The sequence below is a fragment of the Pseudomonas inefficax genome (genome assembly GCF_900277125.1).
Taxonomy (GTDB): domain Bacteria; phylum Pseudomonadota; class Gammaproteobacteria; order Pseudomonadales; family Pseudomonadaceae; genus Aquipseudomonas; species Aquipseudomonas inefficax.
The window spans coordinates 83186-97300 of record NZ_OPYN01000240.1 but is presented as its reverse complement, the minus strand read 5'-3'; the positions used below and the strand labels follow the sequence as shown (position 1 = coordinate 97300).

The window sequence follows — 14115 nt, the reverse complement described above, 5'->3', positions numbered from 1 at the left end:
TCAGGCCTCCTGCTTCTTCAGCATCGCCAGGCTCAGGCCGGTGAACACGGCAAAGAAGCTCAGCAGGATCAGGCACTGCGGCCACAGTTCGCGCAGGCCCAGCGCCTTGGTGAAGGTGCCGACCGCGATGTCGAGGAAGTAGCCCGCCGGGAACAGTTGGCCCATGACTGCTGCCGCGCCGTCCAGTGACGAACGTGGCACGATCAGCCCGGAAAACTGGATGGTCGGCAGGCTGGTGATGATCATGGTGCCGAGAATGGCGGCGATCTGGGTGCGGGTGAACGCCGAAATCAGCAGGCCCAGGCTGGTGGTCGCCAGCAGGTAGGCAACGCCGCCGCAGGCCAGGGCCAGCACGCTGCCCTTGAGCGGCACGGCGAACAGCCAGCGGTTCATCGCCACCAGCAAAGCGAGGTTGACCAGGCTCACGACCAGATAGGGTACCTGCTTGCCGAGCAGGAACTCCAGGCGGGTGAGGGGCGTGGCGTAGAAGTTGGTGATGGAGCCGAGCTCTTTCTCGCGGACGATGCCCAGCGCGGTGAGCATGGCCGGGATGAAGGCCAGGATCAGCGCCATCACCCCCGGGCCGATGGCGTTCACGCTGACCACATCCTGGTTGTAGCGAAAACGGGTTTCCAGGCGCACCAGGTCCTGGCGCGGCTGCGGCAGGGGGCTGGCCTTGGCCAGTTGCTCGAGGTTGGCCTGGTGCACGGCCTCCACGTAGTTGCGGCTGGTTTCCGCGCGGAACGGCATGCCGCCGTCGAGCCAGGCGGCCACCACCGGTTGGCGTCCGGCGTACAGGTCGCGGCCAAAGCCGGGCGGAATTTCCAGCGCCAGTTTGATTTCCGAGCGCTGCAGGCGCTGGTGCATTTCGCGGGTATCACGGATGGGCGCCTGCTCGGCGAAATAGCGTGAACCACGAAAGGCTTCGAGGTAGGCCCGGCTTTGCGGGCTTTGGTCCTGATCGTGCACGGCAAAGGCGAGGTTTTCCACATCCAGGGAAATGCCATAGCCGAAGATCACCATCATGAACATCGCGCCCAGCAGGGCGAAGGCCAGGCGTACCTTGTCGCGCAGCAACTCCTTGCCCTCACGGCTGGCCACGGTCAGCAGGCGGCGCAGGCTGAAGCCTTGGCGCAGCGCCGGTGCAGGCGAGGCTGCCTGCTCCAGCACGGTATTGTCGGTGGCCTGCGGGGCCAGTTCCTGGGCCTGTTCCAGGCAACGTACGAACGCGTCTTCCAGGGTGTCGCCCTGGTACTGGTGCTGCAAGGCGTCGGGCGTGTCGCAGGCCAGCACCCGGCCGGCATGCATCAGCGAGATGCGGTCGCAGCGCTGGGCTTCGTTCATGAAGTGGGTGGAGAGGAAAATGGTCACGCCCTGCTCGCGTGACAGCTCCACCAGCAGGCGCCAGAAATCGTCGCGGGCGGCCGGGTCGACGCCGGAGGTGGGTTCGTCGAGGATCAGCACCTCCGGGCGATGCAGCACCGCCACCGCCAGTGACAGGCGCTGGCGCAGGCCGAGGGGCAGGGCGCCGGACGGCTGGTCGGCGATGGCGCTCAGGTCGAAGCGTTCGATCAGCTCATCGATGCGCTGGGCGGTTTCGGCCTTGGGCAGGTCGAACAGGCGGGCATGCAGGGCCAGGTTCTGCCGGGTGCTGAGCTCGCCATACAGCGAAAAACTCTGCGACATGAAACCGACCCGTTTGCGCGTGGCCAGGTCGCTGGCATCCACCGGGCGGCCGAGCAGGCTGGCGCTGCCCTCGCTGGCCGGCATCAGGCCGGTGAGCACTTTCATGGTGGTGGTCTTGCCACAGCCGTTGGAGCCGAGAAAGCCGAAGATCTCCCCGCGGCCAATGGCGAAACTGACCTTGTTGACCGCTGTGAAGTCACCAAAGCGCAGGGTCAGGTCGTGCGCCTCGATGGCGACCGGGCCGTCCATGGCAGGGCGCGGCGGGATGGTCAGGGGTTGATGGTATGCCTTGCCCGCGCCCTGGTAGTGGGTGAAGGCGTCGTCCAGCTTGCCGCTGGGGGTGACTGCGGCCAGTTCATGGCTGGGGCCTGCGGCCAGCAGGCGGCCGCCGTCGAGCATCAGGCAATGCTCGAATTGTTCGGCTTCCTCCATGTAGGCGGTGGCCACCAGCAGGGTCAGTTGCGGGCGTTGCGCGCGCACCTGTTCGACCAGCTCCCAGAAGCGCCGCCGTGACAGCGGGTCGACACCGGTGGTCGGTTCGTCGAGGATCAGCAGGTCCGGTTCGTGGATAAGCGCGCAGCACAGCCCCAGCTTCTGCTTCATGCCGCCCGACAGCTTGCCCGCCGGGCGCTCGGCGAAGCGCTGCAGGTCGGTGGCCTGCAGCAGGTTGGCCATGCGCTGTTCGCATTCGCGGCGGCCGAGGCCGAACAGGGTGGCGAAAAAGCGGATGTTTTCGCGGATCGACAGTTCCGGATACAGGTTGTTACCCAGCCCCTGCGGCATGAAAGCCACTTTCGGGTACAGCGCCGCGCGATGGCGGCGTTGGCGAATCGAGCCGCCCAGCACCTGCAGTTCGCCCTGTTGCAGGCGCTTGACGCCGGCGATCAGCCCCAGCAGGGTCGATTTGCCAGCCCCGTCAGGGCCGATCAGCGCGCAGCGGGTGCCCGCCGGCAGGCTGAACCCAAGGGGGTGCAGAGCTACCAAGTCGCCATAGCGATGGCTGATGCCCTCGGCCAGCAATGCCGGGGCGTTCATTGCAGGTTGGCCGGCCAGTCCACTTCAGCCGTGCGTACATAGCCGGCGCCTGGCATGCCTGGCTTGGCCTGCGGCACAGCACCGGGGTCGCTCAGGCGCAGCTTGACGCGGAACACCAGCTTCTGTCGCTCGTCGCGGGTTTCCACCTGCTTGGGGGTGAACTGGGCCTTGGCCGCGACAAAGACCACCTTCGCCGGTAGCGCCTGCTCGGGCAGGGCATCGAGCACGATTCGCGCCTGGTCGCCGACGGTCAGCCGACCGCTGGTGGAGGCCGGCAGGTAAAGGTTCATGTACTGGTCGCTGGGGTCGATCAACATCAGCACACGGCCACCGGCACCCAGCACTTCACCCGGCTCGGCCAGGCGCAGCTGGATGATGCCGTCGATCGGTGCGCGCAAGCTGCTGTCGTCGATTTCGCTGGTGAGTTGCGCCACCTGAGCCTCGGCGGCGCCGATGGCGGCCTTGATCGCCGCCAGCTGGGCGCGGGCGGCGACCACGGCGGCGTTGGCCGTGTCGAAGCGTGCCTGCTGTTGGTCGAGCAACTGCTGGCTGGCGTACTTGCGCTGGAAGATCTCGCGCACGCGCTTGAGCTCCTGGCTGGCCAGCAGCAGTTCGCTCTGGCGCAGCTGCACACTGGCCTGGGCGGCGGCGTAGTTTTCCCGGGCGCGCAGCACTTCAGCTTCGGCCTGGCTGCGTTGGGCTTCCATGGTGCGGGTGTCGATACGCGCTAGCAGCTGGCCGCGAGTGACCTTGTCACCTTCGTCGACCAGCACTTCGGCCAGGCGGCCGGGGATTTTGCTGGCGATCTGCACTTCGGTGGCTTCGAGGCGGCCGTTGCCCATGCTCAGGCCTTCGGGCAACTGGTCGTGGAGCGATTTCCAGTATCCCAGCCCGCCGGCTGCTGCGAGTAGGGCGATCAGCGCGATGGCGAAGATCCTGGGGGCGTATCGGTTCATCGTTCTGCATCCTTGCGGTCATGCACACTGCATCATGGCCTGCGGCCATGCGTGGCGTGTTGATACCAGTCAAAGTCCTTATGCGGTGCCTGTGGGAGCGGCCTTGCGTCGCGAAAGGGCCGCGATGCGGCCCCAGGTTCTTCGCGTCCCTGCATAAATTACTGGGGCTGCTTCGCAGCCCTTTCGCGACGCAAGGCCGCTCCCACAATTACCGAGTAACTGTGCAAAGACTGACCTTAGCCGCAGTTTCAGCGCAAAGCGACAATCACCGCCCATTGCTCCGGCGTTACGGGCATCACCGACAGGCGGCTACCCTTTTGCACCAGGGGCAGTTCGGCCAGGCCTGTCTGCTGTTTCAGCCAGCCCAGCTCCAGCACCCGTGGCAGGGTTTGCACATGAGCCACATCCACAGCGCTCCACGGGTTCTTGTCGACCGTGGCCTTGGCATCATAGTAATGGCTTTGCGGGTCCAGCGCGGTCGGGTCCGGGTAGGCAGCGCGGGTGATCCTTGCGATGCCGGCGATGCCCGGCTGCGGGCAGCTGGAGTGGTAGAAAAAGAACTCGTCGCCAACGCACATGGCCCGCAGGAAATTGCGCGCCTGGTAGTTGCGCACGCCGTCCCAGCGCGCTTCGCCGAGGCGGCCGAGGGCTTCGATGGAGAGCTCGTCAGGCTCGGATTTCATCAGCCAGTAGGCCATGGGTGCTGCTCCTGAAAAGGTTTGAAATAACCTGTTGCACGAAACCGACAGCCGGTTGACGTCAAGGTTTGCTTGCAGACGCAGGTTGTCGGAAAATGCGCCCCGTTTAAAGCGCGATGCTCCGGTGGTTCCCAGAAAACCGCCGAGCCTGAACAGTTTGCTTGGGGGGCAATCTTCGATGAATCAACGTAAAAAGCCGGATCTGCTGTGGATTCTGGTGTTCATTTTTGGCCTGGGTGTGGTCACTACCGGTTATGCGCAAGGGTTCTGGGAGCGCAAGCTGGACAACGCCTATCAGATGCCGGTCGACGCCAGCCAGCCACAACGTTGATGCCCCCGCCTGCGCCGCTCAACGCGGCGCCAGGTACCAGCCACGGTCCGAGACCGTCCCCTGCAGCGGCACATCCCAACTGGCCTGAGCCAGCCGCTCGACCTTCTGGCATTCATGTGCCAGTCCCAACAGCAACGGTTTTTTCCAGGTCTGGCGACGCGCCTGGTAGGCCAGGCTGCGATCATAGAAACCACCGCCCATTCCCAGCCGCCCCCCTACTTCGTCGAAGCCGACCAGCGGCAGCAGGATCAGGTCCAACGCCCAGATCGGCCGCTGGCGCTTGCGGTCGGTAACGGGTTCCGGAATGCGAAAGCGGTTGGGCTTGAGCTTTTCACCTTGCTCGAAGCGCTGGAACACCATGCGCGTGCGCGGCCAGGCGTGCAGCACCGGCAGGTAGGTGCGCTTGCCGCGGCGCTGGGCTTCGCGCATCAGCAGGTATGGGTCGATCTCACCGTCGTTGGGCAAGTACAGGGCAATGTGCCGGGCGCGGCGGAACAGCGGGTGTTGCGCCAGCTGGCGATACAGCCCAAGGGCGGCCTGGCGTTGCTGGGCAGGGGTAAGGGCGCGGCGGGCATTGCGAAGCAGGCGACGAAGCTGGGGGCGGGTGAGCTGCGCGGTGTCGGTCATGGCACGGGCGATCCCAGGTGTGCTGGCCGAGCGCTCGGCCAAAACGAATTGCCCGCCGGAGGGGGCGGGCAAGAGAATTCAGGCTCCCCGATAAGACCGCTATCGGTGTAGCCCTTGAACCCGAAAGTTCAAGGTGGAGATTGCAGGGGGCGTTAAGGCTTTCCGTCGGGCGGACATGCACACCGGCCCCAGCGTGCAACCCCCGTGGTTGTGCGTATCGGCTCAGGGACATAACCGACTGGCGCATCCCCCAGGGAGTGGCGCCAGTATACCAATCTCAGCCGATTTTGGTATCCGCGTCGTCGGACAGTGCCTGGTCGACCCGTTCCAGCAGGTCGCGCACCTGTTCGCGGGTGGTGCCGCCTGCCGGGGCATCGTTGCGGTCTTCCTGGCGGTGCAGCATTTCGTGGGTGATGTTCAACGCTGCCATGACCGCGATGCGGTCGGCGCCGATCACCTTGCCGCTGCTGCGGATCTCGCGCATCTTGCCGTCCAGGTAGCGCGCGGCGCTGACCAGGTTGTTGCGCTCTTCCGGCGGGCAGATGATCGAATATTCCTTGTCGAGGATCTGCACGGTGACGCTATTGCTTGAACTCATGAGTCTTGCTCCAGAGCCTTGAGACGTAAAATCATCGACTCGACCTTGCGCTTGGCGATCTCGTTCTTTTCGATGAGGTGGGCGCGCTCTTCGCGCCAGGATTTTTCCTGAGCTACTAGGAGTGCATTTTGCCGTTTTAGTTGCTCGACACGTTCGATCAGCAGCTCGAATCGGCTCATCAGTGCCTGCAGGTCGTTCTCTTGCGTGGGTTGCACTCGATTCGCTCCGTCGTTGAGTCACCTGGCGATGATGCCTCTCCCTGGACGGCTGCGGCCAGTGCCGATGGTCTTGGCGCGCCTGCCGGTGCTAGGATACAAGGTCTCCATTCTAGTCATTGCGCCGTCTGGCGCCTAGCTGCCCATGCCTAATACCCAATCGCCCTACATCGCCTTCGCCATGCTGCTGTCCAGCAATGGCCATCCTGTCACCCCGGCCGAACTGCACGGCCTGCTGATCGGCCGCAGCTGCGCCGGTGCCGGCTTCGACGCCGACGGCTGGCTGGCCGATGCGGCCCAACTGCTGGAAACCGAGCCCGGTGACTCCGTGCGCAACGCCCTGGTCGGCCTGCAGGAAATGGTCAAGGGCGAGCTCACCAGCGACGACATGGCGATCGTCCTGCTGCTGCCTTCCGACGACGCCGCCCTTGGCGACCGCGCCACCGCGCTGGGCCAGTGGTGCCAAGGTTTCATTACCGGTTTCGGCCTGAACGCCGGTGGCAAGGACCTGTCCGACGAGGCCAAGGAAGTGCTGCAGGACCTGGTGGCCATTTCCCAGGTTCAGGAAGCCCTCGAGGAGTCCGAGGATGGCGAGAGCGACTACATGGAAGTCATGGAATACCTGCGCGTGGCGCCGTTGCTGCTGTTCTCCGAGCTGGCCAAGCCGGCCGCCCCTGCACCCAAGCCATCGCTGCACTGATCAACCGGGGGGTAGTCTGCCCATGAGCCACATTCCGAAGGCCGAGTATGCCCGTCGGCGCAAGGCGCTGATGGCGCAGATGGTACCCAACAGCATCGCCATCCTGCCCGCCGCCGCGGTTGCCATCCGCAACCGCGACGTCGAGCACGTCTACCGCCAGGACAGCGACTTCCAGTACCTCAGTGGTTTCCCCGAGCCGGAAGCGGTGATTGCGCTGATCCCCGGGCGCGAGCATGGCGAATACGTGCTGTTCTGCCGTGAACGCAACCCCGAGCGCGAGCTGTGGGATGGCCTGCGGGCCGGCCAGGAAGGTGCGGTGCGCGATTTTGGCGCAGACGATGCCTTCCCCATCACCGACATCGACGAGATTCTGCCGGGCCTGATCGAAGGCCGTGAGCGGGTGTACAGCGCCATGGGCAGCAACCCCGAGTTCGATCGCCGGCTGATGGACTGGATCAACGTGATCCGCTCCAAGGCCCGCCTGGGCGCCCAGCCGCCGAACGAGTTCGTTGCGCTGGATCATCTGCTGCACGACATGCGCCTGTATAAATCGGCGGCGGAAGTGAAGGTAATGCGCGCTGCCGCAGATATCTCGGCGCGGGCCCACGTGCGGGTCATGCAGGCCTGCCGGGCCGGGCTGCACGAATACAGCCTGGAAGCCGAGCTGGACTACGAGTTCCGCAAGGGTGGGGCGAAGATGCCGGCTTACGGTTCTATCGTCGCGGCCGGGCGCAATGGCTGCATCCTGCACTATCAGCAGAACGACGCCCCGCTGAAGGATGGCGACCTGGTGCTGATCGATGCCGGTTGCGAGATCGACTGCTACGCCAGCGACATCACCCGTACCTTCCCGGTCAGCGGGCGCTTTTCGCCGGAGCAGAAGGCCATCTACGAGCTGGTGCTCAAGGCCCAGGCCGCAGCGTTTGCCGAAATCGCCCCCGGCAAGCACTGGAACCATGCCCATGAGGCCACCGTGCGGGTCATCACCGAGGGCCTGGTGGAACTGGGCCTGCTGAAGGGCGAGGTGCAGGCGCTGATCGACAGCGAGGCCTATCGTGCCTTCTACATGCACCGCGCCGGGCACTGGCTGGGCATGGATGTACACGATGTGGGCGAGTACAAGGTGGGTGGCGAGTGGCGGGTGCTTGAACCCGGCATGGCGCTTACCGTCGAACCGGGCATCTACATAGGCGCCGACAATCAGGCCGTGGCGAAGAAATGGCGCGGCATTGGTGTAAGGATCGAGGACGACGTGGTAGTGACCAGGCAAGGCTGTGAAATCCTGACTTCGGGCGTGCCGCGCACGGTCGCCGAGATCGAGGCGTTGATGCAGGCCGCCCGCAAGGACGCGGCATGAACCGGGTAAACCTGGCGATCATCGGTGGCGGCCTGGTGGGCGCGAGCCTTGCCCTGGCGCTACAGGCGGGGGCCAAGGCGCGAGGCTGGAAGATTCTGCTGATCGAGCCGTTCGCCCCGGGTGACAGCTTTCAACCCAGCTACGATGCGCGTTCGTCGGCACTGTCGTTCGGTACCCGGCAGATCTACCAGCAGCTGGGCCTGTGGCAGGCCATCGAGCACCGCGCGGAGCCGATTCGACAAATTCACGTGTCCGACCGTGGCCGCTTCGGCGCCACCCGCCTGGATGCCCAGGAAGAGGGCGTACCGGCGCTGGGCTACGTGGTGGAAAACGCCTGGTTGGGCCAGTGCCTGTGGCAAGGGCTGGACAGCGAGGTGGTGAGCTGGCGCTGCCCGGCGGAAGTGACCGCGATGCAGGCCATCGAAGGTGGCTACCGCTTGCAACTGAACGACGACACCCAGTTGGAATGCGACCTGGCGGTACTGGCCGACGGTGGCCGCTCCGGCCTGCGCGAACAGCTGGGCATCCACGTGCGCCACACGCCCTACCAGCAGAGCGCGTTGATCGCCAATATCACCCCGGGCGAGGCCCACGGCGGCCAGGCCTTCGAGCGTTTCACCGAAGAAGGCCCCATGGCCCTGTTGCCGCTGCCGGATAACCGCTGTGCGCTGGTCTGGACCCGCCAGGGTATGGACGCGCGGCGCCTGGCCGACATCGATGAGCGCAATTTCCTGCGCGAGCTCCAGGGTGTGTTCGGCTATCGTCTGGGCGCCTTGCGTCAGGTCGGCGCGCGGCACCTCTACCCACTGTCGCTGATCGAGGCCCAGGAGCAGGTGCGGCCGCATCTGGTGGTGCTGGGCAACGCCGCGCACAGCCTGCACCCCATTGCCGGCCAGGGCTTCAATCTGTCGCTGCGTGACGTGCAGGCGCTGGCCGAGGCACTGCTGGCCGGCCCGCAGCAGCCTGGCGACCTGACCACGTTGCAGGCCTACCATCAGCGCCAGCGCATGGACCAGGCCATGACCATCGGTTTTTCCGACCAGGTCACCCGCCTGTTCGGCAGCAGCCAGCCGTTGCTGGCCGCCGGGCGCAACCTTGGCCTGCTCGGGCTGGACCTGTTGCCACCGGCGAAAAGCTGGTTCGCCAGGCAGGCCATGGGCCTTGGCACCCGCCCCGACCCGCGGGGGCAGGCATGAGCGACGACGCGCGCCGGCTGGCGCGCCGGGCACGCCTGTTGCGCTGGCGGTTGAACCTCTACCCGCCGTATCTGGGGGCCGGTATCCGCGTGCAGCACATCAGCCCGGACCTGCGCAGCGCCAAGGTGGCGATGAAGCTGACCCGCTGGAACCGCAACTATGTCGGTACTCAGTTTGGCGGCAGCCTGTATTCGATGGTCGACCCGTTCTACATGCTGTTGCTGATCGAGCAGCTGGGGCGTGACTACATCGTCTGGGACAAGGCAGCCAGCATCGATTTCATTGCGCCGGGCAAAGGCCCGGTGTATGCCGAACTCCACGTCGATGACGCGCTGCTGGAAGACATCCGCCAGCAGACCGCCACCGGCAAGAAGTGCCTGCCGCGTTTGCAGGTCGACATCCGCGACGGCGCCGGCGAGCTGGTGGCGCGGGTCGATAAAACCCTATATGTGCGGCTCAAGCCGCAAGCGAGGCTGGCGTAAGGCATGGAAATGCGCGCAGATCTGTTGATTGTCGGTGCTGGTATGGTCGGCAGCGCCTTGGCCCTGGCGTTACGCCACAGTGGCCTGCAAATCCTCTTGCTCGACGGCGGCCCGCTCACGGTCAAGCCGTTCGATGCCCAGGCGCCGTTCGAGCCACGTGTCAGCGCACTGTCGGCGGCCAGCCAGCGCATTCTGGAGCGCCTTGGCGCCTGGGATGGCATTGCCCGGCGGCGTGCCACGCCATACTCGGACATGCATGTGTGGGATGGCAGCGGCACCGGGCAGATTCACTTTTCGGCTGCCAGCGTGCACGCCCAGACGCTCGGCCATATCGTCGAGAACCGGGTGGTGCAGGACGGCCTGCTGGAGCGCCTGCATGACAGCGACATCGGCCTGTTGGCGAATGCGCGGCTGGAGCAGCTACGCCGCTCTGGCGATGAATGGCTACTGACCCTGGCAGATGGCCGGCAACTGCGTGCGCCGCTGGTGATCGCGGCCGATGGCGCCAACTCGGCAGTGCGGCGCCTGGCCGGTTGCGAAACCCGCGAGTGGGATTACCTGCACCATGCCATCGTCACCAGCGTGCGTTGCAGCGCCGGGCACCAGGCTACGGCCTGGCAGCGCTTCACCGATGAAGGGCCATTGGCGTTCCTGCCGCTGACCCGCGATGGCCAGCAGGACTGGTGCTCGATCGTGTGGTCGACCACCCCGGAGCATGCCGAGCAATTGCTGGCGCTGGATGAAGCTGCCTTCCTGAAGGCCCTTGAGCGGGCTTTCGAGGGGCGCCTGGGTAATGTGCTGCAAGCCGACCCTAGGGTGTGCGTACCGTTGCGCCAGCGCCACGCCAAGCGCTATGTGGATGAAGGCCTGGCGTTGATCGGCGATGCCGCGCACACCATTCACCCGCTGGCCGGGCAGGGCGTCAATCTGGGCTTCCTCGATGCAGCGGTACTGGCCGAGGTGCTGGTCAATGCCTGCGAGCGTGGCGAGCGGCTGGCTGATGTTAAGGTGCTGAGCCGTTACGAGCGGCGGCGCATGCCGCACAACCTGGCGCTGATGGCGGCGATGGAGGGCTTCGAGCGCCTGTTCCAGGCCAACCCGTTGCCGTTGCGCTGGTTGCGTAACAGCGGGTTGAAGCTGGTGGAGCAGATGCCGGAGGCCAAGGCGATGTTCGTGCGGCAGGCGCTGGGTTTGAGCGGCGACCTGCCGGATCTGGCCAAAACCTGAAGGCCGTGCGCGAGTCCTTGTAGGAGCAGCCTTGTGCTGCGAAGTGGCCAGTGAATCCAGCCAATCATTCAGGTTGAGCTGCCGGCCCTTTCGCAGCACAAGGCTGCTCCTACAAAGGGCGGCGCAAGCTCTTGCAACATCCGGTAACGGCTATGTAGATGAGTCGGAAAATGGGATTCACTACCATTTGCGCCTCTCATACGATCCGAGGAGTGCTTTCCATGTTGCCACGCAAGCCCCTACTGGCCGCCCTGGCCCTGACCCTGTTCGGCGGCACCGCCCAGGCAGCGGACGAAGTGGTGGTGTACTCCTCGCGCATCGACGAGCTGATCAAGCCGGTTTTCGATGCCTATACCGCCAAGACCGGGGTCAAGATCAAGTTCATCACCGACAAGGAAGCCCCGCTGATGCAGCGCATCAAGGCCGAGGGCGAAAATGGCGTGGCCGACCTGCTGCTGACCGTCGATGCCGGCAACCTGTGGCAGGCCGAGCAGATGGGCATCCTGCAGCCGATCAAGTCCGACATCATCGACCAGAACATTCCGCCGCAGTACCGCGCCTCGTCCCACGACTGGACCGGCCTGAGCCTGCGCGCCCGCACCATCATCTACTCCACCGAGCGGGTCAAGCCGCAGGAGCTGAGCACCTACGAAGCCCTGGCCGACAAGCAGTGGGAAGGCCGCCTGTGCCTGCGCACGGCGAAGAAGGTGTACAACCAGTCGCTGACCGCCACCCTGATCGAGACCCACGGCGAGGCGAAGACCGAGCAAATCGTCAAAGGCTGGGTCAACAACCTGTCCACCGATGTGTTCTCCGACGACAACGCCGTGATCCAGGCCATCGAGGCCGGCCAGTGCGACGTGGGTGTGGTCAACACCTACTACTACGGCCGCCTGCACAACCAGAACCCGAAACTGCCGGTGAAGATCTTCTGGCCCAACCAGGGTGACCGTGGCGTGCACGTGAATCTGTCGGGCATCGGCCTGACCAAGCACGCGCCACACCCGGAGGCAGCGAAGAAGCTGGTGGAATGGATGACCGGTGAAGAGGCGCAGAAGCTGTTCGCCGACATCAACCAGGAGTTCCCGGCCAACCCGAAGGTCAAGCCATCGGAAGAAGTGGCGGCGTGGGGCAGCTTCAAGGCTGACAGCATTCCGGTGGAAATCGCTGGCAAGCGCCAGGCTGAAGCGATTCGCTTGATGGATCGGGCTGGCTGGAACTAAGCGCCAGGCTTTATCCTTCCGGGGCCTTTCAGGGCCTCTTCGCGGGCATGCCCGCTCCCATAGGATTACTCGATCCCTGTGGGAGCGGGCGTGCCCGCGAACGACCGCATAGCGGTCGCACATCAGCCACAGAGACATTCAACTTGCCCCACACCCCCCAACGCCGCTGGTACCTCCCGGTCACCCTGGTCGCCGCCCTGGTGCTCCTGCCCCTGAGCGTTCTGCTGTTGTCCTGGCAGTCGATCGACCTGCAGATCTGGTCGCACCTGCTCGACACCCAGATGACTCGCCTGCTGGGCAATACCCTGACGCTGGTGGTGGGTGTGGGCATCGGCGTCACCGTGCTGGGCGTCAGCCTGGCCTGGCTGACCAGCCTCTGCGAGTTCCCTGGCCGACGCTGGCTGGACTGGGCGCTGATGCTACCGTTCGCCATCCCGGCCTATGTGCTGGCGTTCGTCTTTGTCGGCCTGCTGGACTTCGCCGGCCCGGTGCAGAGCGCCTTGCGCGAGGTCTTCGGGCCGATGCGCCTGCCGCGGGTGCGTTCCACTGGCGGGGTGATCGTCGTCCTGGTGCTGGTGTTCTACCCCTATGTCTACCTGCTGGCGCGTACCGCATTCCTTGCCCAGGGCAAGGGCCTGATGGAAGCGGCACGGGTGCTGGGGCTGTCCCCGCTGCAAGCGTTCTGGCGTGTGGCCCTGCCAATGGCACGACCGGCGATCGGCGCCGGTATTGCCCTGGCCCTGATGGAAACCCTGGCCGACTTTGGCGCGGTGGCAGTATTCAACTTCGACACCTTCACCACGGCCATCTACAAGACCTGGTACGGCTTCTTCAGCCTGTCCAGCGCGGCCCAGCTGGCCAGCCTGTTGCTGCTGGCAGTGATGCTGGTGCTGTATGGCGAGCGCCGTGCCAGGGGCGCCAGCCGCAGCGGCAACGAGCGGCCGCGCGGGCAGGCGCTGTACCACCTGCGCGGGTTCAAGGCGTTGTTGGCCAGTGGCTGGTGCCTGCTGGTGTTCGCCTGCGCCTTCGTCATCCCGCTGCTGCAACTGCTGGCGTGGTTCTGGCAGCGCGGCCGGCATGACCTGGACGAGCGCTATGTCGGCCTGGTGCTGCACACCCTGTACCTGGGCGGCATGGCGGCGCTGGTCACTGTGTGCGTAGCGTTGCTGCTGGCCTTTGCCCGGCGCCAGGCGCCGACGGGTGGTATCCGCGCCGGGGTAGGCCTGGCCAACCTGGGCTATGCCTTGCCCGGCTCGGTGCTGGCGGTGTCGATCATGCTGGCCTTCAGTTACCTCGACAACCATCTGGTCATCCCGCTGTCCAGCTGGCTGGGCGGTGCCGGCAAGCCGCTGCTGCTGGGCAGCCTGGCGGCGTTGCTGCTGGCCTACCTGGTGCGCTTCATCGCGGTGGCCTACGGGCCGCTGGAGAGCAGCCTGGAGCGCATCCGTCCATCACTGCCCGAGGCATCCCGCAGCCTGGGCGTCGGCGGCGCGAGATTGTTTTTCAAGGTGTATCTGCCGCTGCTGGTGCCTGGCGCGCTCAGCGCTGCCCTGCTGGTGTTCGTCGACGTGCTCAAGGAAATGCCGGCCACCTTGCTGATGCGCCCGTTCGGCTGGGACACCTTGGCGGTACGGGTGTTCGAGATGACCAGCGAGGGCGAGTGGGCGCGTGCATCGCTGCCGGCACTGACTCTGGTGCTGGTGGGCCTGCTGCCGGTCATCGGCCTGATCCGCCGTTCGGCACGTCGACCCGGTCACAGTCACTGAGGGTGCCAGCCCGCGCCC

Annotated in this window: 14 protein-coding genes and 1 other RNA gene; 8 read left to right on the top strand and 7 right to left on the bottom strand. The window is 65.4% G+C overall.

Going from position 1 to position 14115, the window contains the following annotated elements:
* The 3 genes from rbbA to JV551A3_RS30275 all read right to left on the bottom strand — a co-directional run bounded on the left by rbbA (position 1) and on the right by JV551A3_RS30275 (position 4375).
* A complete protein-coding gene (gene rbbA, locus JV551A3_RS30285; protein ID WP_133976237.1) occupies positions 1-2721 on the bottom strand; it encodes a ribosome-associated ATPase/putative transporter RbbA in 2721 nt (906 codons plus the stop codon).
* Positions 2718-3677, bottom strand: a complete 960-nt coding sequence (locus JV551A3_RS30280; RefSeq protein ID WP_133976235.1) for an HlyD family secretion protein — start codon at positions 3675-3677, stop codon at positions 2718-2720. Before JV551A3_RS30280 ends, rbbA begins: the two co-directional genes overlap by 4 nt.
* A 248-nt stretch (positions 3678-3925) precedes the next feature.
* Positions 3926-4375 carry an EVE domain-containing protein gene (locus JV551A3_RS30275; protein ID WP_133976233.1) on the bottom strand — a complete coding sequence of 150 codons (450 nt, stop codon included), beginning with the start codon at positions 4373-4375 and terminating at the stop codon, positions 3926-3928.
* 178 nt (positions 4376-4553) lie between these two features.
* Here JV551A3_RS30275 and JV551A3_RS30800 point away from each other — a divergent pair, with 178 nt between their 5' ends.
* A complete protein-coding gene (locus JV551A3_RS30800; RefSeq protein WP_003253683.1) occupies positions 4554-4706 on the top strand; it encodes a hypothetical protein in 153 nt (50 codons plus the stop codon).
* A gap of 18 nt (positions 4707-4724) precedes the next feature.
* Here JV551A3_RS30800 and JV551A3_RS30270 read toward each other — a convergent pair whose 3' ends face one another.
* The 4 genes from JV551A3_RS30270 to JV551A3_RS30255 all read right to left on the bottom strand — a co-directional run bounded on the left by JV551A3_RS30270 (position 4725) and on the right by JV551A3_RS30255 (position 6110).
* The gene (locus tag JV551A3_RS30270) at positions 4725-5333 is read right to left on the bottom strand and encodes a 5-formyltetrahydrofolate cyclo-ligase (RefSeq protein ID WP_133976325.1); all 609 of its coding nucleotides are present in this window, start codon (positions 5331-5333) and stop codon (positions 4725-4727) included.
* Between the two features lie 80 nt (positions 5334-5413).
* Positions 5414-5593: non-coding RNA, 6S RNA (gene ssrS / locus JV551A3_RS30265), on the bottom strand.
* A gap of 17 nt (positions 5594-5610) precedes the next feature.
* Complete coding sequence (locus JV551A3_RS30260) at positions 5611-5931, bottom strand: cell division protein ZapA (RefSeq protein ID WP_003259368.1); 321 nt, start codon at positions 5929-5931, stop codon at positions 5611-5613.
* Complete coding sequence (locus tag JV551A3_RS30255) at positions 5928-6110, bottom strand: TIGR02449 family protein (RefSeq protein ID WP_029886233.1); 183 nt, start codon at positions 6108-6110, stop codon at positions 5928-5930. The genes JV551A3_RS30260 and JV551A3_RS30255 overlap by 4 nt, the downstream gene beginning before the upstream one ends.
* A gap of 181 nt (positions 6111-6291) precedes the next feature.
* Between JV551A3_RS30255 and JV551A3_RS30250 the strand changes: the two genes are divergently transcribed.
* From JV551A3_RS30250 to JV551A3_RS30220, 7 genes are all read left to right on the top strand, one after another.
* Positions 6292-6846, top strand: coding sequence for a YecA/YgfB family protein (locus JV551A3_RS30250; protein ID WP_133976231.1), 555 nt, complete (start codon positions 6292-6294; stop codon positions 6844-6846).
* A 22-nt stretch (positions 6847-6868) separates the two neighbouring features.
* Positions 6869-8203 carry a Xaa-Pro aminopeptidase gene (gene pepP / locus JV551A3_RS30245; protein WP_133976229.1) on the top strand — a complete coding sequence of 445 codons (1335 nt, stop codon included), beginning with the start codon at positions 6869-6871 and terminating at the stop codon, positions 8201-8203.
* Positions 8200-9399 carry a 2-octaprenyl-6-methoxyphenyl hydroxylase gene (ubiH, locus tag JV551A3_RS30240; RefSeq protein WP_133976227.1) on the top strand — a complete coding sequence of 400 codons (1200 nt, stop codon included), beginning with the start codon at positions 8200-8202 and terminating at the stop codon, positions 9397-9399. The genes pepP and ubiH overlap by 4 nt, the downstream gene beginning before the upstream one ends.
* Positions 9396-9881 carry a DUF4442 domain-containing protein gene (locus JV551A3_RS30235; RefSeq protein WP_133976225.1) on the top strand — a complete coding sequence of 162 codons (486 nt, stop codon included), beginning with the start codon at positions 9396-9398 and terminating at the stop codon, positions 9879-9881. The genes ubiH and JV551A3_RS30235 overlap by 4 nt, the downstream gene beginning before the upstream one ends.
* Before the next feature lie 9 nt (positions 9882-9890).
* Entirely contained in the window at positions 9891-11108 is a 1218-nt protein-coding gene (locus tag JV551A3_RS30230; RefSeq protein ID WP_166674317.1) for a 2-octaprenyl-3-methyl-6-methoxy-1,4-benzoquinol hydroxylase, read from the top strand.
* Between the two features lie 221 nt (positions 11109-11329).
* Entirely contained in the window at positions 11330-12331 is a 1002-nt protein-coding gene (locus tag JV551A3_RS30225; RefSeq protein ID WP_015272231.1) for an extracellular solute-binding protein, read from the top strand.
* A 143-nt stretch (positions 12332-12474) separates the two neighbouring features.
* Positions 12475-14097, top strand: coding sequence for an ABC transporter permease (locus JV551A3_RS30220; RefSeq protein ID WP_133976221.1), 1623 nt, complete (start codon positions 12475-12477; stop codon positions 14095-14097).
* Positions 14098-14115 lie beyond the last annotated feature (18 nt).